This window comes from Cloacibacillus sp. An23 (assembly GCF_002159945.1).
GTDB lineage: Bacteria > Synergistota > Synergistia > Synergistales > Synergistaceae > Caccocola.
Map to the genome: position 1 here is coordinate 184,116 of NZ_NFJQ01000003.1, position 24,402 is coordinate 208,517.

General features: G+C 58.3%; 21 protein-coding genes and 1 pseudogene. 13 read left to right on the top strand and 9 right to left on the bottom strand.

Going from position 1 to position 24,402, the window contains the following annotated elements; genetic code table 11:
* Positions 1–85: 85 nt before the first annotated feature.
* From B5F39_RS04055 to B5F39_RS04065, 3 genes are all read left to right on the top strand, one after another.
* A complete protein-coding gene (locus tag B5F39_RS04055) occupies positions 86–964 on the top strand; it encodes a DMT family transporter (RefSeq protein WP_087364220.1) in 879 nt (292 codons plus the stop codon).
* A 160-nt stretch (positions 965–1,124) separates the two neighbouring features.
* Positions 1,125–2,315, top strand: coding sequence for an aconitase X catalytic domain-containing protein (locus B5F39_RS04060; protein WP_087364221.1), 1,191 nt, complete (start codon positions 1,125–1,127; stop codon positions 2,313–2,315).
* A gap of 4 nt (positions 2,316–2,319) precedes the next feature.
* Positions 2,320–2,727, top strand: a complete 408-nt coding sequence (locus B5F39_RS04065) for a DUF126 domain-containing protein (RefSeq protein ID WP_087364223.1) — start codon at positions 2,320–2,322, stop codon at positions 2,725–2,727.
* 271 nt (positions 2,728–2,998) lie between these two features.
* Here the strand turns inward: B5F39_RS04065 and B5F39_RS04070 are convergent, their stop codons facing one another.
* The 6 genes from B5F39_RS04070 to B5F39_RS04095 form a co-directional block, all read right to left on the bottom strand.
* The gene (locus B5F39_RS04070) at positions 2,999–4,519 is read right to left on the bottom strand and encodes an aromatic amino acid ammonia-lyase (protein ID WP_087364225.1); all 1,521 of its coding nucleotides are present in this window, start codon (positions 4,517–4,519) and stop codon (positions 2,999–3,001) included.
* 16 nt (positions 4,520–4,535) lie between these two features.
* Entirely contained in the window at positions 4,536–6,098 is a 1,563-nt protein-coding gene (locus tag B5F39_RS04075; protein WP_239391087.1) for a BCCT family transporter, read from the bottom strand.
* Between the two features lie 60 nt (positions 6,099–6,158).
* Complete coding sequence (locus tag B5F39_RS04080) at positions 6,159–7,025, bottom strand: FAD binding domain-containing protein (protein WP_087364227.1); 867 nt, start codon at positions 7,023–7,025, stop codon at positions 6,159–6,161.
* Positions 7,018–7,500, bottom strand: coding sequence for a (2Fe-2S)-binding protein (locus tag B5F39_RS04085; protein ID WP_087364229.1), 483 nt, complete (start codon positions 7,498–7,500; stop codon positions 7,018–7,020). The genes B5F39_RS04080 and B5F39_RS04085 overlap by 8 nt, the downstream gene beginning before the upstream one ends.
* On the bottom strand, positions 7,497–9,758 hold the full coding sequence (locus tag B5F39_RS04090; protein WP_158095929.1) for a molybdopterin cofactor-binding domain-containing protein: 2,262 nt from the start codon (positions 9,756–9,758) through the stop codon (positions 7,497–7,499). The genes B5F39_RS04085 and B5F39_RS04090 overlap by 4 nt, the downstream gene beginning before the upstream one ends.
* Before the next feature lie 95 nt (positions 9,759–9,853).
* Positions 9,854–10,633 carry an SDR family oxidoreductase gene (locus tag B5F39_RS04095; protein ID WP_087364232.1) on the bottom strand — a complete coding sequence of 260 codons (780 nt, stop codon included), beginning with the start codon at positions 10,631–10,633 and terminating at the stop codon, positions 9,854–9,856.
* A gap of 248 nt (positions 10,634–10,881) precedes the next feature.
* Here B5F39_RS04095 and B5F39_RS04100 point away from each other — a divergent pair, with 248 nt between their 5' ends.
* The 4 genes and pseudogenes from B5F39_RS04100 (at position 10,882) to B5F39_RS04120 (ending at position 16,899) form a co-directional block, all read left to right on the top strand.
* Positions 10,882–11,643: an IclR family transcriptional regulator gene (locus tag B5F39_RS04100; protein WP_087364234.1), complete on the top strand. Its 762-nt coding sequence runs from the start codon at positions 10,882–10,884 to the stop codon at positions 11,641–11,643.
* Positions 11,644–11,973: 330 nt separating this feature from the next.
* Positions 11,974–12,953 (top strand): annotated as a pseudogene (locus tag B5F39_RS04105) (ISAs1 family transposase); the annotation flags it as partial.
* Positions 12,954–13,167: 214 nt separating this feature from the next.
* Complete coding sequence (locus tag B5F39_RS04115) at positions 13,168–15,117, top strand: Dam family site-specific DNA-(adenine-N6)-methyltransferase (protein ID WP_087364240.1); 1,950 nt, start codon at positions 13,168–13,170, stop codon at positions 15,115–15,117.
* 12 nt (positions 15,118–15,129) lie between these two features.
* On the top strand, positions 15,130–16,899 hold the full coding sequence (locus B5F39_RS04120) for a restriction endonuclease FokI C-terminal domain-containing protein (RefSeq protein WP_087364387.1): 1,770 nt from the start codon (positions 15,130–15,132) through the stop codon (positions 16,897–16,899).
* Positions 16,900–16,974: 75 nt separating this feature from the next.
* On the opposite strand, the gene B5F39_RS04125 is transcribed toward B5F39_RS04120, so the two are convergent.
* The 3 genes from B5F39_RS04125 to B5F39_RS04135 form a co-directional block, all read right to left on the bottom strand.
* Positions 16,975–17,430, bottom strand: coding sequence for an acetolactate synthase (locus tag B5F39_RS04125; RefSeq protein WP_087364242.1), 456 nt, complete (start codon positions 17,428–17,430; stop codon positions 16,975–16,977).
* 55 nt (positions 17,431–17,485) lie between these two features.
* Entirely contained in the window at positions 17,486–18,790 is a 1,305-nt protein-coding gene (locus tag B5F39_RS04130; protein WP_087364244.1) for a phenylacetate--CoA ligase, read from the bottom strand.
* Between the two features lie 348 nt (positions 18,791–19,138).
* Positions 19,139–19,930, bottom strand: a complete 792-nt coding sequence (locus tag B5F39_RS04135) for an HAD family hydrolase (RefSeq protein WP_087364246.1) — start codon at positions 19,928–19,930, stop codon at positions 19,139–19,141.
* Between the two features lie 566 nt (positions 19,931–20,496).
* Here B5F39_RS04135 and B5F39_RS04140 point away from each other — a divergent pair.
* The 6 genes from B5F39_RS04140 to B5F39_RS04165 all read left to right on the top strand — a co-directional run bounded on the left by B5F39_RS04140 (position 20,497) and on the right by B5F39_RS04165 (position 24,395).
* Positions 20,497–21,270, top strand: a complete 774-nt coding sequence (locus B5F39_RS04140) for a HisA/HisF-related TIM barrel protein (RefSeq protein ID WP_087364248.1) — start codon at positions 20,497–20,499, stop codon at positions 21,268–21,270.
* 146 nt (positions 21,271–21,416) lie between these two features.
* The gene (locus B5F39_RS04145) at positions 21,417–22,475 is read left to right on the top strand and encodes an FAD:protein FMN transferase (protein WP_087364250.1); all 1,059 of its coding nucleotides are present in this window, start codon (positions 21,417–21,419) and stop codon (positions 22,473–22,475) included.
* Positions 22,472–22,840 carry a NusG domain II-containing protein gene (locus B5F39_RS04150; RefSeq protein ID WP_087364252.1) on the top strand — a complete coding sequence of 123 codons (369 nt, stop codon included), beginning with the start codon at positions 22,472–22,474 and terminating at the stop codon, positions 22,838–22,840. The genes B5F39_RS04145 and B5F39_RS04150 overlap by 4 nt, the downstream gene beginning before the upstream one ends.
* Entirely contained in the window at positions 22,840–23,355 is a 516-nt protein-coding gene (locus B5F39_RS04155) for a Gx transporter family protein (protein ID WP_158095931.1), read from the top strand. Before B5F39_RS04150 ends, B5F39_RS04155 begins: the two co-directional genes overlap by 1 nt.
* On the top strand, positions 23,352–24,056 hold the full coding sequence (locus B5F39_RS04160; protein WP_087364256.1) for a phenylalanine--tRNA ligase beta subunit-related protein: 705 nt from the start codon (positions 23,352–23,354) through the stop codon (positions 24,054–24,056). The genes B5F39_RS04155 and B5F39_RS04160 overlap by 4 nt, the downstream gene beginning before the upstream one ends.
* Positions 24,057–24,395: a DUF3795 domain-containing protein gene (locus B5F39_RS04165; RefSeq protein ID WP_087364258.1), complete on the top strand. Its 339-nt coding sequence runs from the start codon at positions 24,057–24,059 to the stop codon at positions 24,393–24,395.
* Positions 24,396–24,402 lie beyond the last annotated feature (7 nt).

Here is a 24,402-nt window from a genome sequence, read left to right on the forward strand (position 1 = left end):
TCGCCGGTTACGCCGTTTCGCGCCGCTCCGCTTTGCTGTAAAATAATTCCGTTTCACTGATATTTTGCGAAAGCGGGGCGCTGTGATGGACGCGAAGCGCAAGTTTATGATACTGGGGGATCTGGCGGTGCTTCTGGTCGCCTTTATATGGGGCGCGACGAACGTCGTGATTCGGGACGCGCTCGGCGGCATCACGCCTTTCTGGTTCTGCTTCCTGCGCTTCGCCGTCGCGTCGGCCGCCGTCATGCTCATCTTCGGGCGGCGCGCGATGGCGATGCCGCGCCGCGCCAAGCTCGCGGGGGCGTTTACTGGCATGGCCTTCAGCCTCGCCTATCTCTCGGGCGCGGTCGGCCTGCTCTATACTACCGCCGGCAACCAGTCGTTCATCATCTCGATGTCGGTCGTCTTCGTCCCGCTCTCCGTGTGGCTGCTGACTAAAAAGTTCCCCGGCTGGCACGTCATGCTCTCAGTCGCGCTCTGCCTCGCCGGCCTCGCCGGGCTGATGCTCGACGGGAATTTCAGCGTGAACCCGGGCGACGCGCTCTCGGCTTTCGCGATGCTATGCGTCACGGCCTACATCCTGCTCGTGCAGAAATTCGTCGCGGGCGAGGACGCATGCGGCCTCGCCTGCTGGCAGGCGGTCGGCAGCATGTTCCTCGCCGCAGTATGCGCTTTCGCCTTCGAGCCGTTCCCCGCGGAGCTAGCGCGCGCCGCGTGGATAGCCGTAGTGTACGCCGGGACGATAGGCTACGCGCTGACGCTCGTGCTGCAGACCGTCGCGCAGAAGTACACGAGCCCGACGCACGTCGCGATACTTCTCTCGACCTCGGGCATCTTCGGCAGCCTGCTCGGCGTCGTCTGCATAGGAGAGCCGATGACGTGGCGCATATTCGCCGCCTCCGCGCTGATATTCTCCGGAGTCGTCGCAGTCGAGGCTATACCGGCGCTGCGAGGGAAAAAGTAAACGCATGGCGGACGCGCGCGGTCCTGCGCCGTCCGTTGACAGCCCTCCGCCGTATGCTAAGATAAAGGCGTAATAATAGGACGAATTGTCCTATAACTACGCGGTTTGCTTCTACAACACAACGGGCGCGCATCTGCGCCCGAGTCAGGAGACTGGAAAAATGAGATTGACCGAACGTGAAGAGGCCGTGCTGGGCGGCGCGGAGGGGGCCGGAGCGGCCCTTGCGATGGAGATACTCGCCGGCATAGGCGAGGTGATGGAGGCCGACGTCATGGTCCCCGTCTCGCGCGCGCACGTATCTGCGAGCGCGCAGGAGGCGGACCTGTGGTTTGCTGAGAAAATGCTCGGCGAGGGCGCGCGGACGCGGATATGCGCGACGGTGAACCCGAGCTACGACGTCGGATATTTCCGCGGCAGTGGCTTCATAACGGAGGGCGAGGCGGAGCTCGCGGAGAAATGCGCGTCGGCCTACGAGAAGATGGGATTTATAATGAACCTCACCTGTACGCCGTACTTCGACGGCAACCTGCCTGGGCTCGGCGAGGCCGCCGCCTTCTCCGAGTCGAGCGCGACGGCTTTCGTCAACTCCGTCTTAGGCGCGCGCTCAAACCCGGAGTCGGCGCAGAGCGCTCTCTGCTCCGCGATAGTCGGACTCACGCCGCGCTACGGCCTTCTGCTCGACGAGAACAGAAAAGCCACGATGATAGTAAACGCCGAGGCCGGAGCCGCGGACGAATTCGACTTCTCCGTGCTCGGCTGGGCCGCGGCGAAGAGGATAGGGCGCGGCGTGCCTCTCTTCCGCGGAAACTTCCGCGCTACGCCCGAAGGGCTGATGAACCTCGGCGCGGAACTCAACACCGCGGGGCGCGTGCCGCTATTCCACGTCGAGGGCGCGACGCCCGAAGCCGCGGCGGCGCTCGACGGCGCGAAGATAACGGACGAAATAACGATCACGCGCGAGGAGACCGAGGCCGTGAAAGAAAGCTTCGCCGAAGCGTACACGGGAGCCGACGGCGTGCTGCTCGGCTGCCCGCACTACTCTCTCGAGCAGATTTACCGAGTCCACAGGCGTCTCGCGGGGCGCAGCGCAAACATCCCGGTCTGGATACTTACCTCGTCGTCGGTCGTCTCGATGATAAACAAACTGCCGCTAGGGCGCGAACTCGCAGAAGCGGGCGTCTCCGTCGTCGGCGACACCTGCGTAGACCAGCCCTGCTGGCACAAACTGCGCGGCATGAGGCTGCTCACCGACTCGCCGAAATGCTTCTACTACACCTCGAGGCGCAGCCTGCGCTTCTGGGTGATGCCGGCGGAACGCTGCATAGACGCGGCGCTCGGGCCGAGGAGGTAACGCGATGGGAACTCACGTATTTTCATGCAGAAAAATAGCGGCGGGCAAGGCCGAGGGCGAAATACTGATCTCAAAGGACGACATATGCTTCTACCTGACCGACCCCGAAAGCGGAAAAATCATAGAGGAGGGGCACGCGCTCGACGGCGTTGACATATCGGGCAAGATACTCGTCTTTCCCGCAGGCAAGGGCAGCTCGAGCGTGAACCTCGACGGCCTCTACCAGCTCATGACGCACGGTAAATGCCCCAAAGCGATGATAGTCGAGTACGCCGACGCGATACTCGTCACCTGCGCGATACTCATGCGCATCCCGACCGTGGACAGAGTCCCCGCCGGATTCTACGAGCTCATCCGCGACGGCGCGCGCTGCCGCGTAGACGCCGGCGGCGGCGAGGTGACGTTGCTGTAAGGCGGCGGAGCGGCGGAATTTGATAGACTACTAATAACGAAACACAATCACCCGCGTTTGGCGTGGCATACAGGCGGCATTGGTGTGCTCCCCCGCCCTTTTGCGGCTGAGCCGCGCGCTGAGGTGGTTGCCTGCATCTGCCCGCTTAGACGGCGCTAGGCGCCAGTTATGAAAGGAGCGCGGAACGAACGCTTTCTGAAAAAACTGGTGCAAAACGGACGCCGGAGAATCAAATCCCCCGGCGCCCATTCGTTTTTTATATTTTTCCCGCCTATATTCTGTCGCGCACCTCTTTGAGCAGCACGCCATCTTTTATAAATTCATAGGCTTTTTTGATGTCGGGCGAGAGCGGGCGGTCGCTTTCGTAGAGCGGCAGACGCTTGCGGAACTCCGCAAATGCTGCGCCGGTGCCCTTCCCGAGCGTCAGCTTCTTCTCTCGCATACGCAGCTCTACGGCCTGGCAGGCGTGCATCATTTCCATGCCGTAGATGTATCTCATGTCGTCGGCTATGCGGCGCAGCTTCTGCACGACGAGCGTCGTGTTGTTCGCGTGGTCCTCGATGTCGCCGGCGAGCGCCATGAAGTCCGGCGAGCATGGGTTCGCGAGCAGCCGTATCTCGGCGTCGAGCGAGGTGAATGTCTTCTGTATCGTGCCGAAGCAATGCGACTCGCCGCCGTCGTGGCTGAGGAAGCGCGGCAGCTTGGTCAGCGCCGGGTCTGCGAGCTTTATCATGCGGTAGCAGGACATGTGCGAGAGGTGCGCGCAGATTATCGCGAGCATTTCGAAGGCGGTCGCGAGCGACGTGACCTCGAAGTTGGAGCCGGCGACCATGCGTTTCTCGTCCGCCAGTACGCAGGGATTGTCGTCGGTCGAGTTCATCTGAACGTCGAGATATTTGCGCGCGTACTCTATCGCCTCGCGCAGCGTGCCGTTCACGTGGACCGCGCCGCGGTAGCAGAGCGGGTCCTGAAGCGCGCGCTGTGGGTCGGGCTCGCAGACGTAGCTGCCTTCGAGATATTTTCTGACGCGCGCGGCGCTGTACTGCTGGCCCTCGAGCTTGCGTTCGCGCAGCGCCGACGGGTCGAGCGGAGAGACGTTGCCGTTGAGCCCTTCGAGCGAGAGCGTCGAAACAAGGTCGCCCGTGTCGGCGAGGTCGCAGAGTTCTTTGAGAAGCAGCGCGGCCTGCCCCGCCGCGAAGGCGTTGGTACAGACGACGGCGTGCGCGTCCTTCGGGCCGAAGACTATCGGCTCGAGCCCGGCGTCGGCAAGCGCCTCCGAGGCCGGGACGCGGCGGCCCTTGTAGTCGGCTTCGCCCTCGCCCATCATCGCGATGCCGATGTGAGAGCAGAGCGTGATGTCCGCCTCGCCGACCGAGCCGCGCTCCGGCATCACGGGATGTATGCCCGCGTTGAGGAATTCCGCGTAGCGTTCGACCACCGCCGGGTCGGCTCCGGTGTGGGCGCAGAGCAGCGTGTTGAGGCGCACCGCCATGATCGCGCGAACCTCTTCGACCGATGCGTCGGGCGCTATGCCAAGCGTGTGCGAGTATATGAGCTTGCGGTTGAACTCGCCGAGCTCGTCGTTCTCTATTTTGTGATCCTTGTTCCAGCCAACGCCGCGGTTCAGCCCATAGACCGGCGTGTCGCCGTTTAGAACCTCCATGACGAAGGAGCGCGCCGCCTCAAGCTTCTTCCGCGCCTCTTCGCTTATCTCGACCTTCGCACCGTTTACCGCTATTTCCCAGACCTGCTCGACCGTGAGGTCGTTTCCCGTGAGTATGATTTTTTCCATAATGTCCGCCTGCCTTTTAGTCTTCCGGTTCGTCTATAAAGAACACCTTGACATAAGCGACGGCCTGAATCGCGTAGATGAAGAGCACGACGAAGCCGGCCGCCGAAGCGAGCGCCTTCACGCCGTCTATGCCCTGCGCCCCTCCGCCGTAGGCCGCCATCACTATCGCTATCGCCCCGACCGTGACTCCCCACAGCACTTTTATCTTCGCAGGCGGCTCCGTACCTATCGGCACGTCGCGCACGCACATCGAGCCGATGTTGACGAGCGTAGCGTCCGCGCAGGTGATGAACGAGACCAGTATCACGACTATGTTTACCGGTATCACTATCACGCCGAGGCCGAAGGGCAGGTTCTTGAGGAATTCCCACAGCGCCATGACCGCGCCGCCGCTCTTTATCGCGCCGACTAAGTCGGCCGTGCCGTTTATCTGCATGTCTATCGCGCTGGCTCCCCATATAGCGAACCATATTATGCCGAATACAGCCGGGAGCACCCAGTTGACGATGAGATACTCGCGCACAGTACGTCCGTAGGAAAGTATTGCGAGGAATATTCCCGTGACGGGCGCGTAGCCTATCATGAAGCAGAAGTCCCACAGAGTCCACGCGCGCGTCAAAGCCGGCCCTCCCACGTCTATCGGGTCGAGCCCCCAGCTCCAGAAGTTCGTGAGCCAGTGCCCTACTCCCGCCGTGCCCATCCTCGCTATGAACAGGGTCGGCCCAGTCACGAGAAGCAGAACGAGCAGGCCGTAATAGAACCACGCGTTGAAATTGCCGACTATCTTAAGCCCCTTGTCGAGACCGACGTAAGTCGAGAATGTGAAGCAGAAAATGATAATCACGCCGAGGATGATGAAAAGCGGGATAGTCTCCTCCATGCCGTAGGCGCTTTTGAGCCCCGCCATGATAAGAGTGATGCACATAGTAAGCCCCGTAGTAAGACCTATCGTGAGCGCGAGCATCGAAAGCGTGTCTATGACGGCGGAACAGGCGGGACGGCCGACCTTTTCGCCGAAGAGCGGCTTCAGCGTAGCCGTCACGGTAAGGCTGTCGCGCTTATGATAATAGACATAGCCGACGAGAAGTCCGCACATCGCGTAAGCCGAATAAGGGACGAACGACCAGTTATAGAAGACGCGGGCCATAGCGAAGATGGCGGCCTGAGTGGTACCTGCGGATACGCCGAGAGTATCGAGCTCTCCCCATACGTTGCCGTAATAGATGAGCGGCTCGTTCACGCCCCACGTGACGATGCCCGTGGCGATGCCTCCCGTCAGGGCCATAGCGAACCACGTGGCGAAGCTGTACTTGGGCTTCGCGTCCTTTCCGCCTATCCTCATATTCCCGACCTTAGAGAACAACGTGATCAAAGCCAGAATAGTAGTCACGGTCATCGAAAGCTGGATGAGCCATCCGAAACTGTCGAGAGCCCACTCGCAGAAGGCCCCCATGCCCGAAGTCAGCAGCTCGCTGTTGGCAAGCCCTATGACCGCCGCGGCGGCGACCACTATGTATGCCGGAGCGAAAACTTCGAGCCGCAGCCCTTTCTTCATGTTTTGTTTCTGTTCTTCGTTCACACCAAGTTCCTCCTCCGCTGATTCAACAGGCGGCGCACGTGCCGCCGTTTGGTTTTTACATTACGCCGCGGCGCGCGGCATAATTTTCATAAAAACGTCTTCCGCGACTCCGAGCGCGGCCCGTCTCTTGTATGGCATCGACGGGCGGCTAGGTATCGCCTCCTCCACGTCGCGCGCGAGCGCCTCTCCGAAGGCCGCCGCCGTCTCCGCGGCGAGCGGGCGTCCGTCGAGCGCAGCGGCGGCGCGTTTCGCGAATATAGGCACGCGCGCGATGGCCCCGAGCGTCACGACCGGTTTCTCTATCGGCGCGCCGGCTCCCGCGCAGCGGAACGACAGCGCGACGCCGAGCTTCGATATCGTCACCGCGCGGCGCGAGCCAAGCTTCAAAAAGGCGCTGATACGTCTCTCCTCCGGCAGCGGGAAATTCACGGAGACTATCGCGCGCCCTTTGCCTAGCGGGACGAGCCCTTTGTCTCCGAGCGTCGAGCGGAACGGGATTTCCGAAACAGTCCCGTCCGCGTCCGCGACGGAGAGCGTCGCGCCGTAGAGCAGCAGCACGGGAAGCATGTCTCCGGCGGGCGAGCCGCTGCCTATGTTGCCCGCTATCGTGCCTCTGCTGCGTATCTGCTTCGAGCCGACTGTAGAGGCCGCATCCGCGAGAGCGGAGAGCTTCGCGCGTACCTGCTCCGAGGCGGCGAGCTCGCAGAATGGCGCGGCTCCGCCTATCGCGACGCGCTCCGCCGTGAAGTCTATGGCGCGCATCTCTTTCACGTCGAGGACGTTCACGAGCAGGTCGGGGGCGATTTTGCCCTCCATTATCGCTATCGTCAGGTCGGTGCCGCCCGCTATGATTCTGCTGCGCTCGGTCATGCGCGTTAACGCGGCGGACAGCTCGTTGAGATCCGCCGGACAGAGCATCCTAGACATGGAAGCCGCCCTCCTTCCTGTACGTTTCCGCCGCGTCGAGCACCGCGTCCACTATCGCGCTGTAGTCCCCGCAGCGGCAGATGTTGCCGGCGAGCGAGATGCGCACGTCGTCCTCCGTGGGCGACGGGTTTTCTATGAGCAGCGCCGCCGCCGACATGAGCATCCCGGGAGTGCAGTAGCCGCACTGTATCGCGCCGTGGTCTATGAAAGTGCGCTGAAGCGGCGAAAGTTCGCCGCCGCGCGAAAGGCCTTCGACTGTCAGCAGCCTTTTGCCTTTGATCTGTCCCGCGAGCACGAGGCACGAGTGTACGGCCCTTCCGTCGAGCACGACTGTGCAGGCTCCGCATTCGCCTTCGCCGCAGCCCTCCTTTGTCCCGGTCAGCCCCATGTCTTCGCGCAGGAAGTCCACTAGGCGCTTGCACGGGTCTGCGTTCTTTACGCGTTTTTCACCGTTGAGCTCAAATTCGATTCTCATCGCGCCGCCTCCGCTTTCGTCATGATTTCCGCGATACGCTCCGGCGTGAGCGGGAGCCTGGTTATCTCCGCGCCGAGAGCGTCGCTGACAGCGCTTGCTATCGCGGCGGCCCCCGCGACGGTCGAGACCTCGCCTATGGTCTTCGCGCCGAACGGCCCCTCGTCGCCGCCCTCCTCGACGAATATGACGCGTACTCTTGGCATATCCGCGCTGTTGAGCGTGTGATAGCGGCTCAGCCTGTCGTTCTTCGGCCTGCCGTCCGAGCCTACGGCTATGTCCTCGCAAAGCGCGTAGCCCGCCGCCATCTGCACGCCGCCCTTGACCTGGTTTTCGCACATCTGACGGTTAAGCGCGAAACCGATGTCGTTGACCGACAGGAAGTCCGTGACTTTCACGAAGCCCGTCAGCGTGTCCACCTCGACCTCGGCGAAGTTCGCCGCGAACGAGCCGGGGTTCGAGACACCCTTCCAGCTCGCGGAGGCGAAGAGCGCCGTCCCGTTCTCCACGAGCGCGCGGGATGCGACCTCGCCGTAGCTCAGGTTCGTGTCGAGCCGCGTGCGCGATACGACGAATCCGCCGCAGAGCTCCAGCTCGTCGGGCGTCAGCGAAAGCAGCTTCGCGGCCTCGTCGAGCAGCACTTTCTTGAGCGCCTCCGCGGCGCGGCGAGCGCACTCGCCCGCGATGAAGGTCGTTCGGCTGCCGTAGGTGCCGAGGTCGAACTGCGTGTACTTCGTGTCGCCCTCCGTGACGTAAACGTTGTCGGGGTCTATTGACAGCACCTCTCCGACGATTATCTGCATCGAGCGCAGCGTACCGCAGCCGACCTCGTGGACGGAGGTCTGGAGGCATACGCTGCCGTCCTCGTTCATCTTTATGGTCATAACGGAAAGATTGCTCGGGCGCGGATAAAAGCCGTTCTGATAGCCCACGTAGGCGACTCCCACGCCGCGGCGGAAACGCCCCGTGTCCTTCACCCGCTTCCTGCGCTCGTCCCAGCGGAACTCACGCGCGCCTATCGTGAGGCAGTCTTTGCCGCGGCAGTTGCCGAGGGAGAGACCGTGCGCTATCTCGCGCTCGTAGGGCGCATATGTGTTGCGCAGCCGCATTTCTACGGGGTCGAGGCCGAGCCGGCGCGCAGCTTCGTTGATGTGTATCTCGAACGGCGTCAGCATCTCCGGCGCGCCCCAGCCGCGCATCCCGCCGATTACCGGCGAGTTCGTATAATAAGCCGCGCCCTTGAAACGGTAAGAGGGGAACTTGTAGCTCTTCGTCGGCTTCGTCTTTATCGTATCGACGAAATTTATCGCTATGCCCGCATAAGCGCCGGAATTCACAAAACTTTCGACGCTGCACGAAACGAAGTCCCCATCGCGCGTGAAGCTTGTCTCTATCGTCGTTTTGAGAGCAGGGCGCACCGTCGTCGAAATCAGCGACTGCGTGCGCGAGAGATGCAGCTTCACGGGACGGCCCAGACGCATCGCAGCGCATGCGGCGTGCGGCTCGTACATGAATTCCTGTTTGCCGCCGAATGAGCCGCCCATCGGGACCTTTATGACGCGCACCTTACTGTAGGGCAGGCCGAAAAGATCGGCGACGACGGTGCGCACGCCGTAAACGCCCTGCGTCGGGCTCCATATCGTCAGCTCGCCGTTAAACCAGTCCGCTAAATATGAGTGTGTCTCCATCGCAACGTGGTTCATCTGCTGCGTTTCAAGCGTCGTGCGGACGCTTCCTGTCAGTGTGCCCTTTTCCTCGCCCGTGCCGCAGGAGTAATCTGTCTCGCATATTTTGTTGCCGCCCTCGTGTATCGGGAAACTGTCCTCCGCGGCGCTTGCTTCGAGCGAAGCTGAGACCGGCAGTTCCCTGTACGAGACGCTGAGCCTGCGCGCGCCTTCCTCGGCTGCGGCCTTGCTCTCTGCGACTACTGCGGCGATCACGTCACCGGTGTAGCGGGCGCGGCTCGTAAAGAGTTCCTGATCCTCCGGCACGCCCTTCTGGAGCGGAGTCTTGCGGCACTGGTTGAATCTTTTGCGCGTGGTGTTCCACGGCGTCAGCACATCCGCGACGCCGCGCAGCCGAAGCGCTGCGCGCGCGTCTATCGCCGTTACCTCCGCGTGCGCTCGCTCGCTGCAAACGAGCTCCATGTAGAGCATTCCGGGCAGCATCATATCGGAGGCGTAGACAAGCCCGCCGCTTGCCTTGTGTTCAGCGTCGTGTACGCTGTATGACCTGCCCGCGTAATTGTAAGAATCCTTCAAAGTCATACCCCCTTGTCCGAACGCAGCGCCGTGCCGCGAAATTCCGGCGCTCCGGCGTAATCCGGGAAATTTACCTGAAACAGCGAAAAGCCGCCTTAGCTGTGGCAGTTCTCGGTAAAGCCGTCTATCACCATCACCTGACCGCTGATTTTCGCGCCCATCGGCGAACAGAGGTAGAGGCACATCCCCGCGATGTCTTCGGCGTCGATGAAGGTGTGCAGCGCCGTCTGGCGCAGATAGCCGTCGCGCACCTCCGCTGGCGTCTGTCCCAGCTTCGCGGCCTCGCGCTCTATGACGCCCTCGATGCGCGGCCCCTCGACGCAGCCCGGGCATATCGCGTTGGCGCGGATGCCGAACTCGCCGAGCTCGAGAGCCACGGACTTCGTGAAGCCTATGACGGCCCACTTCGAAGCCGCGTAGGGCGTCCTGAACGGATATGCGAAGAGGCTCGCCGTCGAGCCGAGGTTGACTATCGAGCCGCCGCCCGCCGCGATCATCATCGGCGCGGCGAGCTTCGTGCAGAAGAACTGGCTGTCGATGTTCGTCCGTATCGTCTTCGCCCAGTCCTCGACGCCGACCTCGTCCACGCGCGCCGTCGGCCCGGCTATTCCAGCGTTGTTGATGAGGAAGTCCAGACCGCCGAGCTTGCGCTCCACGTCGCGGAATACTGCCTCGACGTCCTCCCAACGCGCCGCGTCGGCGACGGTGTATGTCAGCCCCGGCAGCTCCGCCGCGCACTTCTCGAGCTTTTCGAGCGTGCGGCTGCATATATGCACGCGCGCGCCCGCTCCGTGGAACGCGGAGGCTATCGCCTTGCCGATGCCGTCCGAGCCTGCGGTTATAAGTACTCTTTTGCCTTCAACAGAAAAATTCATACGAAAACCCCTCGCAGCGCCCGCCGCGCCGGACGGGCATTATTAAGTTGTGTTGTCTGGCTCATTTATATAATGAGACATAATGTCCCATTCATTGCTGCGAGGATAGTATCACGTTGCGCGCGGAGCGTCAAGCACGCCGTTTCCCCGTGTATTGCACTAAGGCGGACGCATAGCGTGTGATATTATAATCGCGGCGCGTTCGGCAGCCGCGGCGCGCCGCAGGCAGGCCTAGGAGGTAATTTGTTATGGAAATGACGACGATAGACAAGACGGTCGCTCTGATGGAGCTGCTCGCGGTATCGAAAAGCGACATGAGCATCAGAGAAATAGAAAAAGAGTCGAAGGTGCCGCGCTCCACGGCGCACCGCATATTGCAGAGCCTTCAGAAGCACAACTGGGTCGCGCAGGACGCGGAGACGGAGCGCTACCGCATAGGGCTGCGCTTCCTGTTTCTCTACAACACCGACTCGTTCTACCGCCACTTCCTCGACACGGCGCGTCCCGTCATCGACGGGCTCGTCGCGGCGACCGGGCAGACGGCGCTGATTTCTGTGCTCGACGGCGATGAGGGGTACTGCATATACGCGAAGACGCCGTCCGCGCTGCTTCAGTACGCCGCGTACCCCGGAATGCGCTTCCCGATATACGCGGGCGCTACAGGTAAAATCCTGCTCGCCTTCGCGCCAGAGTGCGTGCGCGAAAAGGTCCTGGCCGAAAGCAAGGTGCGCGTCGCGCCGAATACCGTCGTGGACGAAGAGCGTCTGCGCGCCGACGTCGCGAAGATAAGGAGGGACGGCTACGCCTTCAGCACGAAGGAGCTTCAGGATCAGACCTCCGGCGTCAGCGTCCCGCTTCTAGGCCCGCGCGGAGAGCTTGTGGCGCAGTTCGGAATAGCCGGCCCCGCCGCGAACTTCGAGGGGCGCTTCGAGGCTTTCCTAGCCGAAATAAAAAAAGCCGCGGCGCGCCTGACGGAGGCCCTCTGCACGGAGCGCGGCGCGGATGCGTGACGCGCGGTTGTCTCCGCAAAGAGATAGAGGCGGAGCAACGTTTTGATACATGGCGCGGTTGTACGAATTCCGCGAATATAGACTGTGAAGCGATATGTGGTGGCTAAAAGCGCGCAAAGGACAAAAAACGAAAAGCTACGGGACAAGTAACAAGGTGGTGTGCAAGAAGGGCTGTATGCGCGAGCATACGAGATATTTCATAACGACGCTGACGGACGACAACAATTATTTGATTTGAAAGACTAAATGCAGTTGTCAGGCGCGTAATGACCGAGGCGCTGTCAGGGCGACAGCATTTACTTTATAGCCCCCACGAGTTACAACTAAAGCATGAGAATAGAAACCTTAAAAGAAGAACTTAGCAACATAACGGAACCGAGGCGTACCGGCTTTGGGAATATCAGGCACAAGCTGGAAGATATTATCATCATAGGCCTATGCACTGTGATATGCGGCGGAGAAGATTTTGTCGAAATGGAGGAGTTCGGCAAAGCGAGAAAAGAATGGCTCGAGGTCTTCCTCGAACTGCCTAACGGCATACCGGACAGCGACACATTTCGCCGCGTCTTTGAACGCCTAAACCCTAAAGAGCTCTCACAATGCCTTGTAAACTGGCTTGAAGCTGAACACGCAAAACGTGCAGTGATCGCAGTCGACGGCAAGACGATATGCGGCAGCGCCAACGCGGAACACAAAGCCTATCACGCAGTCAGCGCCTTTGTCTCTGAAAATCAAATCACATTAGGCGAAATAGCCGTGCCTAACAAGACGAACGAAATAACGGCGATACCGGAGCTGCTCGACCTTGTAGATATAAAAGGGCAGATAGTCACAATAGATGCGGCAGGCTGCCAGAAGAAGATAGCTGAAAAGATAGTGGGGGAAAAAGCAGACTATGTACTAGCCCTAAAAGACAACCAGCCGGAACTGCACGAAAACGTCAGGCTGTACTTTGATACGTTCAGAAACGAGCTGGAAGAGGAGCGGCGCCCAGACAAATGCCACGGACGGACGGAACGCCGCGAATACAGGCTGCTGACAGACATATCGTGGTTGGAAGCACGTAAGGAATGGAAAGGACTCAAAGCCGTCGGCGAGGCAAAAGCGTGGTATATGAAAAAGGCGTGATGCATGAGCATACGAGACACTTCATAACGACGCTGACCGACGTCGAAGAGTTCGCTCACGCAGTAAGAAGCCATTGGTCGATAGAGAACGGCCTCCACTGGTTTCTGGACGTGATATTCAGAGAAGACGCGGCGAGAGCCAGAAAAGACAACTCGCCGCTGAACATGAACGTCCTGAGAAAGACGGCGCTGTCACTGCTCAACAAGGCCAGATACGGACGTGTGAGCAAGAGAATAATAAGGTTTAGGGCAGCCATGACTCCTCAGATTATGCTCAACGTCTTGTTTGATTTGAAAAAGTAAATGCTGTCGCCCTGGAGGCGCTGTTTATTGACTTCTATAGCCCGGCATCTTATGATATACAATAAGGATGTTTTAGGATGTCGGGGTGCATATCATGAGATTTATCGGAAGCAAAGCAAAATTGCTGAAAAACATTGATATGGTCATATCTGAGAACACAGATGGGAACGAGAAAATTTTCTGCGATATTTTTTCTGGAACTGGGTCTGTCGCCAGATATTTTAAGCCGCGCTATGAGATCTTATCGAATGACACGCTGTATTTTTCATACGTAATACAGAAAGCCACTATAGAGAACAACTCCAGACCGGAGTTCTCGAAGCTTAGGAGCATCGGCATCCGCGACCCGTTTAGCTTTTTAGAAGAAACGCAGGTACAAATATTGGATTATGACGACGCCCATTATTTCATAACGAAAAATTATACGCCGCATGCCGGCTGCGAAAGGATGTACCTTTCAAACAAAAATGCGGCGAGAGTTGATTTCATCCGCAACACAATCGAAGCATGGAAACGAGATGGAATGCTCCGCGAACTGGAATATTACTATTTGCTGGCAGGTCTTATAGAGGGCGTGCCGTCTGTTTCAAACATCACTGGCACTTACGGAGCATACCTGAAATATTGGGACAAAAGGGCGTTTAAGGATTTGGAACTCTCAAGGCTGGACGTTTTCAATAATCATAGAAACAATACGAGCTACAACAGAGACGCGAACGAATTGATCCGCGACCTAAGCGGCGATATTTTATATCTTGATCCGCCGTATAATTCTAGACAGTACGTACCGAACTACCATTTGCTTGAAACAATATCAAAATACGATTATCCAGAGATACATGGTATAACGGGGATGCGTCCGTGTAATAACGTAAAATCGCCTTTTTGTATAAAAGGTGAGGTTGCGGATGCCTTTGAAGACTTAGTAAGCAAGGCTGATTTCCGCAATATTGTAATGAGCTATAGCACGGATGGGCTTATGACGGCCAGCGAGATTGAAAAAATTTTGAAAAGGCATGGAGTTGAAGAGAGCTACAAAATGTATTCTGTTCCCTATCGGCAGTATATGAGCAAAAAGACCATGCAGAAGGAATATTTATACGAATATATTTTTTACATAAGAAAAAATATCCCGAAGAAGTTACATTTTGAGTTTTGCGAAACGTCCCGTCCTGACAGCGCAGCAACAGCCGACACAAAAAAATATATCAAAAGCCCTGTGAATTATATTGGCGGAAAATATAAGCTTCTTCCGCAAATTTTGCCGAATTTTCCCAGATATATAGGTACTTTTGTAGATTTGTTTGCAGGTGGATGCAACGTTGCAATCAACGTAAACGCCAATAAAATAATCTGTAACGACATAAATACAAAAATAATAGAGATATTCCAGGCATTCAAAGACACCGCCATCTCTGAAATATTGCGTCAAATCAAGACGCGCATAGCTGAATACGGCCTTTCAAAGGAGAATGAAGTTGGTTTCAAACAGTTTCGGAACTATTACAATGCTACACAAAACCCGATAGATTTATATACTCTTGCTTGTTATTCATTCAATTACCAATTCCGCTTTAACAATAATCTTGAGTACAATAACCCTTTCGGGAGAAACAGAAGCCGTTTCTCCGATAACATGGAACACAACTTGATAACCTTTGTTTTCAAACTTCAAAGATTAAATATCGAATTTTCGAGCATAGACTTCATGCAGATACCGCTAGACTCATTAGCCTATGACGATTTGATCTACTGTGACCCTCCTTACCTGATAACGACTGGAACGTATAACGACGGCAATAGGGGATTCAAAGACTGGAAGCTGGAGCAAGAGTCAGCTCTGTATGATTATTTAGATGCGGCAAATGTGCGCGGCATAAAGTTTGCCCTGTCGAACGTCATTGAGCACAAGGGGAAAGTAAACGAACTCCTCTCTACGTGGGCCTGTAAATATAGGATTATCGATTTGTCTATGAGCTACTCGAATTCAAGCTATAACACAAAGAGAGGAGAGAGCCGGGAAGTCTTGATAATAAACTACTAACCCGTGAAAAACATGATTTCTATAGTTCCTACGTATAATAGAAAATTCCGTGCTTTTGGTTGGGTGCAGGATCCGAGTAACCTGCGAAGTCTTTGCGATGTCGTAGCAGTGTTTGCCCCTTGCTCTGCAAAACACAGGGAGATGGTAGACAGCGTTATACCAAGATTAGTCGCGGAACAGGACGGACGTGGCGCATTCATCGAGGCATTGCGGCTCAGGCCGTTGAAACTAAAATATGCGCACCTTGTCGGCACATCGTTTACCCCAAGAAGCGCGTCAAGGTGCAATGGCATTATACAGGCGGCTGTCAAGGGGCAAGGGCGGGATTTTATCGTGGACTGGCCCGCTGATAATTTTGTGCGTTGGGCACATTGCTTTGGCTTCATCAAATACGACTACGCAGACGATAGTTTCGAAATAACTGACAGCGGACTGGAACTTGTGCGAGCCCGTGGCGCGGAAGAAGCGTTATCCGAGAAAGAAAAAGAGTTGCTAATAAACGCTGCTTTGGCTTATCCACCTGTGGTGAGGGTATTAAGCTTGTTATCAGAAACGGAAGATACACACCTCACGAAATTTGAAATAGGACGCCAGTTGGGCTTTATCGGCGAGGACGGCTTCACCAGTATGCCTCAGAAAGTATTTGTACGCTCGTTGGCAAACGCGGAGGCAACAGAGCGCAGTACCATGAAAGCAAACTGGGAGGGATCGTCGGATAAGTACGCAAGGATGATTGCGAAGTGGCTTGAAAACCTTGGGCTTGTCATGCGTGTCTCGAAAGAAGTCACGGTTTGGTTAGGCGAAAAGAGCTATACCGATACGATAGCGCATTCGTATATTATCACGGCTCCTGGAATTACAGCGTTACGAAGGTCTGTCGGAAAAAGCAGACATAAACGCATTGCGAAAAACGTATGCTGGGAGATGTTAGCGACTAAAGGTGCAGATAGGGAATACTTGCGCACGCGCCGAGCTCTCATTTTGAAATGTTTATCCGAGAGTTCACGAAGGGTTTCTGACAGTAAAATTATAAATTTTCTTGAATCCAACGGGTTTAAAGAAAATAACAATACCGTTGCTGACGATATAAGGGGATTACAGAATATTGGTATTGCAATATCGGTAAAAGACGGCAAATATTTATTTGACGACGTAATCAATGATTTTGTCATCCCTTTGCCACAGTCGCTTGCAAAATCCGATTTTGTAGAAACGAAAGAGCGGATCAGGGATAAATTATTGCATCTGCCGCATGAGTATCTATCGCTCATTGACCTTGCATACGATAGTAAGCAGAACCGCTTGTTTGAGATGAAAACGTTAGGTTTGCTGACAGAAGAGTGCGGTTATCATGGTTTGCATTTAGGAGGAAGCCGTAAGCCTGATGGGATAATCTACACAGATACAGAGAGATATAATTATGGTGTAATTATAGATACAAAAGCATATTCCAGAGGCTATAACCTGCCCATTTCACAGGCAGACGAAATGGAACGTTATATTGGAGAAAATCAAACGCGGGATGTAAAAATAAACCCGAATAAATGGTGGGAGTACTTTCCCGCTGATGTAGAGGAGTTCTATTTTATGTTTGTTTCTGGGCATTTTATCGGTAATTTTAGGTCTCAAATTGAGCGGATAAGTAGGAATAAAGCGATTAATGGAACTGCTATAGCTGTCGCAAATCTCCTGCTGTGCGTAGAAGCTTATAAAGCGGGAGAACTTACTCATGAGGCAATTAAAACGAAGGTGTTCAATAACGGGGAATTTGAACTATCATAAGACAAAAAGCTAGGCTGTAAATAACAACTCCCCGTTGGCTTGCGACATGACGGGGAGTTGTTTCTTCGCGTTGCTTTACAGCTTATAGATATCTTCCTGCGCGACTATCTTGATTCCGTGTTTTTCGAGGAGCTTTACGGCCTCGTCGATGGATTTGTCCGCGACGCGGAATACCATGTAGGCGCCCTGGTCTTTGCGCGTGGTGAAGGCGTAGGTGTATTCGATGTTGATGTCGCCCTCGCGCATGGCTTCGAGCATTTCGTAGAGCGCGCCCGGCGTGTCGGATACGGAGATCGCTATCACGGGAGTGACGGAGGCGATGCTGCCCGCTTCCTTCAGCACGCGATGGGCTTTTTCGGGGTCGTCGACTATGACGCGCGCTATGCCGAAGTCGGAGGCTTCCGCGAGTGAGAGCGCCCTCATGTCTATGCCGTGGCTGCGGAGAAGTTCTACGAACTCGGCGAGCTTGCCCGGCTTGTTTTCAAGAAAGACGGAAATCTGTTTGACTGTCATCTCTTTGTCCCCCTTCATGATTTTTGTTCCTTTCCCATATTATATTCAAAAAATCCCGGCCGTGTCCCGCGCGTTATATCTTGCGCTTGTCGATGAGGCGGACGGCCTTGCCTTCGCTGCGCGGGATGCTCTTGGGCTCGACGAGGTGGACTCTCGTGTAGATGCCGAGGAAGCCTTTGAGCGCGTTGACGAGTTCTTTTTCGCGCGCGGTGATTTCGCCGAGGTTGTCGCTGAACATGTCGGGGTTCATTTCGACGTTTATGTCGAGCGTGTCGGAGTTGTTGACGCGGTCCACGACGAGCTGGTAGTTCGGCGAGTAGCCGTGCTCGATGAGGACGGTCTCGACCTGCGACGGGAAGACGTTGACGCCTTTGATTATGAGCATGTCGTCGCTGCGGCCCATCGGCTTGGACATGCGGACGTGGGTGCGGCCGCAGGGGCATTTTTCATGCGAGAGGACGCAGATGTCGCGCGTGCGGTAGCGCACCATCGGGAATGCCTGTTTGTTGAGGGAGGTGAAGACGAGTTCGCCCTTCTCTCCGTCGGGGAGGACTTCGCCGGTGACTGGGTCGATTATCTCGGGGATGAACTGATCCTCGCAGATGTGCATGCCGTGCTGGTCGGAGCATTCGTAGCTGACGCCGGGGCCTTCGAGCTCGGTGAGGCCGTAGATGTCGTAGGCTTTGATGCGGAGGTTCTTCTCGATGTCGCGGCGCATTTCCTCGCTCCACGCTTCGGCGCCGAATATTCCGGCTTTGAGCTTGATGGTGTCCTGAAGGCCGCGCTCGACTATCGTCTCTCCGATGTAGGCGGCGTATGACGGCGTGCAGCAGAGTATCGTGGAGCCGAGGTCCTGCATGAACTGTATCTGGCGGTCGGTTGAGCCGGATGACATGGGCAGGGTCAGCGAGCCGAGCTTGTGCGAGCCGCCGTTGAGCCCCGGGCCGCCGGTGAAGAGACCGTAGCCGTAGCAGACCTGGACGACGTCGTCCTGAGTGCCGCCGGCGGCGACTATCGCGCGCGCGCATGTCTCGTCCCAGATGTCGATGTCGTGCTGCGTGTAGAAGGCGATGACGCGGCGTCCCGTCGTCCCGCTGGTGGACTGGATGCGCACGCAGTCGTGCAGCGGCATGCAGAGAAGGCCGTAGGGGTAGGCCTCGCGAAGGTCGTCCTTGCAGATGAACGGCAGTTTCGTGATGTCGGCGAGACTCTTGATGTCCTCGGGCTTCACGCCGTGGTCGTCCATCTTTTTGCGGTAGTAGGCGGAGTTCTCGTAGGCGTGCCTGACGGTGCGGATGAGCCCCTCCGTCTGCCATTTCGTGATCTGTTCGCGCGACGCGCACTCGATCTCGGGCTGATAGTAATTTTCCTTGTGCATCTCTCTCAGTTCCTTCCGTGGATATTTTGTTAAAGCTATAAAAAAAGCAGGCCCCGCACCGAAAATGCGAGCCCTGCTTCTACGACAAATACGCGGATTGCGATTCCGAAACTTTTTTATTCAGAATCAAGCTGTTTTCGCGCAGATCCCGTGAAGAGGACCCGCGCCGGTAAAGGAGAACCGCGTGACATGAATATCGTCAAGCCTCTTATGCATCTCTGTCATGTCCGTGCCTCCCTTTGTCTAGCCGCCTGCAGCGTAATAATCAAACGCAAAAAATTCTAATTACAAAAATTTCCATTGTCAAGAGCGCGCCGCGCGAATACGTATTTTGCGCGGGCGCTCCGTTTAGCCGGGATTAGGAGCGAAAGCTGAGACGGCCTCCTCCGTCGTCTCGAATCTGTACTCGGCTTCAGGCAGAAGACGGCCTATCGCGGCGAAACGCCCGCGCCCGAAAGCGGCCTGCGCCTTCATGTCGCTCGCCGTGTCTCCGAAGAACACGGGCGACGACGCGCCGAGCCTTTCACAGAGTATCTCAAGCCCCAGCGGCGACGGCTTCTCTATGCCGTGGTCGTAGTGGATTATGCGGGCGTCCGGGAAATCCTCCCAGCCGAGGCTCTTCTTCGCGAGTTCCCACTCGAAGGCCGTGCGCCCGGAATATATTCCGACCGGCAGGCCGAGCGAATCCCAGCGGCGGCGAAGCATCGGCTTCTCGAGCCTGTACAGGCCGTTTTCCGGGTCGCCGTAGAGCTTCGCGCACATCGCGCGGCTTTCATCGCGCGGCACGCGGTCTCCGTACTTGCCGCGCACCCATTCCTGTAACGGCGCGCGGAAATCCGCAAGCTCCTCTGCAAGACGCTCGGGCGAAGGCAGAGCGCGCGACAGCCTGCTCTCGCCGCTCGCAGCCGCCATCGAGAGCAGCGTCCAAGCGATGTCGAAGTCGTCGTTGAAATTCCCGTGGCGCTTCATCACCCACTCGTGCCCAGGGCCGTATCCGGCGCAGTCGGACTCGCCGCCGCAGAACTCCTCCCAGCCGTTCGCTATGCCGAGCCGTATCGCCTCGGGGTAGGACTTCGTCACGTCGAGCAGCACCCCGTCGATGTCGAAAATCAGCGCGTCGGCCTTAAAACTGTCTTTCATAATTTATATTCCTCCACAGTCGTTTGCAAAAATGACAAACCCGTGATATTATAAGGCCCGTGATGAAAATCATCAAGCTAGCATTTTAATTGAGTAAAGCGACGGCTGAGGAGGATGGACAAAATGAAGAGACGGTACGACGTTTCGGCTTCAATCAAGGCACCAGCGGGGCGCGCGCTCCACGCCCTCCATCCGCATCATACGCCGCGACATTGCGGGCCGTGCCGCGCGGCCTCCCGTTAAACACGGGCGCGCGCAGCATGGCTTAACCCCTCCACATATAATAAAGACAGCATATTACAGGTTTTTTTGCGCTTAGCCGCCGCGCGCGGCGACGCGCGCGCGTACGTCGGGCTTGCGCGGTTTTCAGCCGTTTGCGGCCGCAGCAGTCGCGTAACAAAATCGTAAAAAATTATGGCGTCGGCGTCCGATTACGGTTTCGCCGCACCTTCGGCTACGCTTCGCGCGATTTCGCGCGGCGCGTGAAATCGCCGCGCCCCGCCGCCGCTTAACCTGATTACGGCGGAGCCGCATACTTTTATAAATTTAAAGAAAGAGTGATATGAATGTACGATAAGAAAATAGTCCCATGCGTGAAGGTAACAAACGGCAAGGCGGTCGAAGGCCCGCTCTACTGCGGCGGACGCGGCCCGTCCGACCCCGTCGGGTGCGCGGCGGCATACGCGCGCGCGGGCGCGGACGAGGTGCTTTTTCTCGACGTTTCGGCGCGCGGCGACGGTGTGACGGACGTCGTGCGCCGCGCCTCCGCCGTGCTGCGCGTGCCTGTGGCGGCCGGATGCGCCGGCAACCCCGCAGAGCTGCGCGAACTTCGCCGCTCTGGAGCAGAAAGAGTCGTCCTCGGCTCCGCCGCCGTAAGGAATCCCGGCCTCATACGCGAAGCGGCCTCGATATTCGGACGCGGAGGCGTCTCAGTCGCGATATGCGCGCGGCGCAAAGGCGACGGCTACTGGGAAGTCTGCACCGACGGCGGCCTCCGCGACGAAAAGATGGACGCCTACGGCTGGGCCCTCGCGGCGGAATGGCTCGGCGCTGGCGAGCTGATGCTCGTGAGCATGGAGCGCGGCGGGCGCGTCAAGCCCTGCGACGCGGATTTCGTAAAGCTGATAGCGCCCGCCGTAGGCGTGCCCGTCGCCTCCGTCTGCGGAGCCTCCGAAAGCCGCGCGCTCTACGGACTGCTCTCCGAAGGCGGAGCGGCCTCGGTAGTCTCGTCCACGCTCTTCCGCCGCAGCGAAACGTCGATACTGTCGCTGAAACGCCTCCTCAGCGCGGCGGGAACAGCAGGCGCGGAAACGCCAGAGCCCCTCTGCGCGGAAGCGTAGCGGAACGGGCGGGAATTTGGGGAAAATCAAGAGCCGCAGCCGGGACAGCCGGAGGCGGCTCTTCGCATGTTTTGGCACGCGCGAAACGCGCCGCCTTTGTAATATAATTGTCGCGTGACGATTTTTCTCGGGGAGGCGGAAATTTTATGAAAAGGCGCGCGCTTTGGATATTCGCCATCGCGGCGGCGTTCGTCTGTCTCGCCGCGCTTTTTGCCGCGCGTCCGTTCGGCGGCGGAGAGCCGGCGGTTTCCGAAAATTTCCGCCTCGGTACATACGTGCGGCTTTCGCTTTACGATTTCCGCGGCGCGGACGATGAGCTGAAGGCCGCCGACGATTATATCCGTTCTCTTGAGAATCTCTTTTCCGTCAATATTCCTGCGTCCGACGTCGCGCGGCTGAACGCGTCGCGCGGCGCGTGGACTGAGATAAGCGCGGAGACTGCGGCTCTGATCGAGAAGTCGCTCGCGCTCGCGCGCTTCACGGACGGCGCTTTCGACCCTGCGATGGGCTGGCTGACTTCGCTCTGGAAGATAGGGACGCAGGAGGCGCGCGTGCCGTCGGACGCGGAAATCGCTGAAGCGCTGAAACACATAGATTTCACGAAAATAGAGCTGCGGCGCGAAGGCGGCGAATTTTTCGCGCGTCTGCCGCTCGGCATGGCGCTCGACCTCGGCGCTGTAGCGAAGGGGCACATCGCCGACCTTCTGAAGGCGCGGCTCGCCTCTGACGGCGTGCGGCGCGCGATGCTCGACCTCGGCGGCAATCTCGATTTCATCGGCGATTCGCCTCGCGGCGGGCCGTGGCGCGCCGGACTTCAGCGGCCGGACAGGCCGCGCGGCGAGTATTTCGGCATAGTAGAGGCCTCGGACGTTTCTGTCGTGACCTCAGGCCCTTACGAACGCTATTTTGAAAAGGACGGCGTGCGCTATCACCACATACTCGACCCCGCGACGGGGCGGCCGGCGCGTTCGGGCCTATCGTCCGTCACTGTGATAGACGCCGACTCGGCGCGGGCCGACGCGCTCTGCACGGCGCTCTTTGTGATGGGCGCGGAGCGGGCGCCGGAATTTCTCGCAAGGCGCGGCGATATAAAGGCCGTGCTGCTGACGGAAGACGGGCGCGCGCTCGTCACGCCTTCGGCGAAAAATATATTCCGCCTGACGGACGAGGCTCTTTCGCTCTCGTTCATCGGTGAACGCCGGTGAAGCGGCTCGACCGCATCGCGGCGCTTTTGACCGCTGCGGCGGCGCTCCTCTGTATGATCTACTTCTTCGCCGTCAGGGACGGAGACGAAGCGCGAACCGTCGAGATAGCCGTAGACGGCGAAGTGGTCGAGCGTCTGCCGCTCGGCGGCCCGGTGCGCGAGTTCACGGTGGACGCGGGCGGCGGGCGCAACGTCGTCCGAGTAGGGGGCGGGCGCGCCGCCGTCGTCTCGGCCGACTGCCCAGACCGCGTATGCGTGAAAAGCGGCGAAATTTCGCGCCCGGGCGAGGGCGCGGTCTGCCTGCCGCACAGGCTCGTCGTGCGCATAACGGGAGGCGGCGGCGAGGTGGACGCGGTGAGCCGCTGATGAAGACGCGCCGCCTCGTGCTCACGGCTCTGCTGACCGCCTGCGCGCTCGCCGTAAACGTCGCGGAGGGCGCTCTTCCGTCGCCCGCGCCTGGAATCAAGATCGGCGCGGCGAACGTCTTTTCGCTCGCGGCGCTTGTGCTGATGGGCGCGCGCGAGGCATACGCCGTGACGCTGATGCGCGTCGCGCTCGCGTGGCTCGCGGCCGGCAACGTCTTCGCGCTCTTTTGCGGCCTCGCTGGGGGGCTTGCCGCGACCTCGGTGATGGCGCTCGTTTATAAAAAATGGGGCGGCGCGCTCTCTCTGCCGTGGATAAGCGTCGCGGGCGCGTGGGCCTTCAACATCGGTCAGGTCGCCGCCGTCGCCTTTATGGCCGGCGACAGGCGCGTCGCGCTCTACGTCCTGCCGCTTTTTATCGCGGGAAGCGCGGCGGGCTGGGCCGTCGGCTGGCTAGCGGATAAAATATGCGCAAGGCTCGAAAAAACCACCTCCGTGAAAGGACGGATACAGAAATGAAAATCTCGATAGACGGCAAAATTTTAGAAAATTTCCCGGACGCCAAAATAGGCTGGCTGCGCGCGGACATATCGGGCGCGGCGGGCGCGGAGCATACGCGCGCGATGAAAGCCTCACTCGAAGCGCGGCTTAACGACATGGGCATCTCGGCGGACACAATGATGTCGCACCCCGACGTGCGCCGCTGGCGCGAAGTCTACTCCGCTATGGGCGTCAAGCCGAGCAAATACCGCTCGTCGCTCGAGGCGCTGCTGCGCCGCCTCTTCAAAGGCGATCTCTGGGAGGTCTCGCCCGTAGTGGACTGTTACGACTGCGTCTCGGCGCTGAACCTCCTGCCTATGGGCGCGCACGATATGGAAAAGCTGCGCGGCGGCCTCACGCTGCGCTACGCGGATAACGGCGAAAAATTCTACCCGCTCGGCGCCGGCGACTCCGTCGTGGAATGCGCTGAACGTCAGATAGTCTACGCCGACGATGAGAAAATATGCTGCTGGCTCTGGAACTACCGCGACACGCGCGACGCCTGCGTAGACGACGGGACGCGCGAGGCTCTCTTCATCGTGGACTGCGCCTTCGAGACCGAGTGGCGCAGCGTCGAAGAAGGGCTCGCGGCGCTCGCGTCAGAGCTTTCGGCGATAGGCTGCCGCGTAGCGAAAAGCGGAGTCGTCGGCGCCGCTGAGCGCGAAGCGGAGACGGAATAGATGGCGAACACGGGCTGCTGCGGAATGGACTGCGACGGCTGCGAGGCGCGCCGCGCGACCGCCCGCCGCGACAACGAAACGCTGGCGAAAATCGCGGCTGGGCTCGAAAGCGCCGGACAGGGCTCTTTCATTCTTCCCTCGCGGCTGCGCTGCACCGGCTGCCTCGCGCCCGGCGTCAAAAGCGTAAACTGCGCCGAATGCGCGATACGCGAGTGCGCGCTCGAAAACCAGATACCGCACTGCGGCTTCTGCCCCGAGTTCCCCTGCGAGCTCGGCTCCGCGGTATGGGAGGCCGTGCCGGAATACAAACACAATCTCGAGGTTTTAAGAAGCAGGTAAATCATTC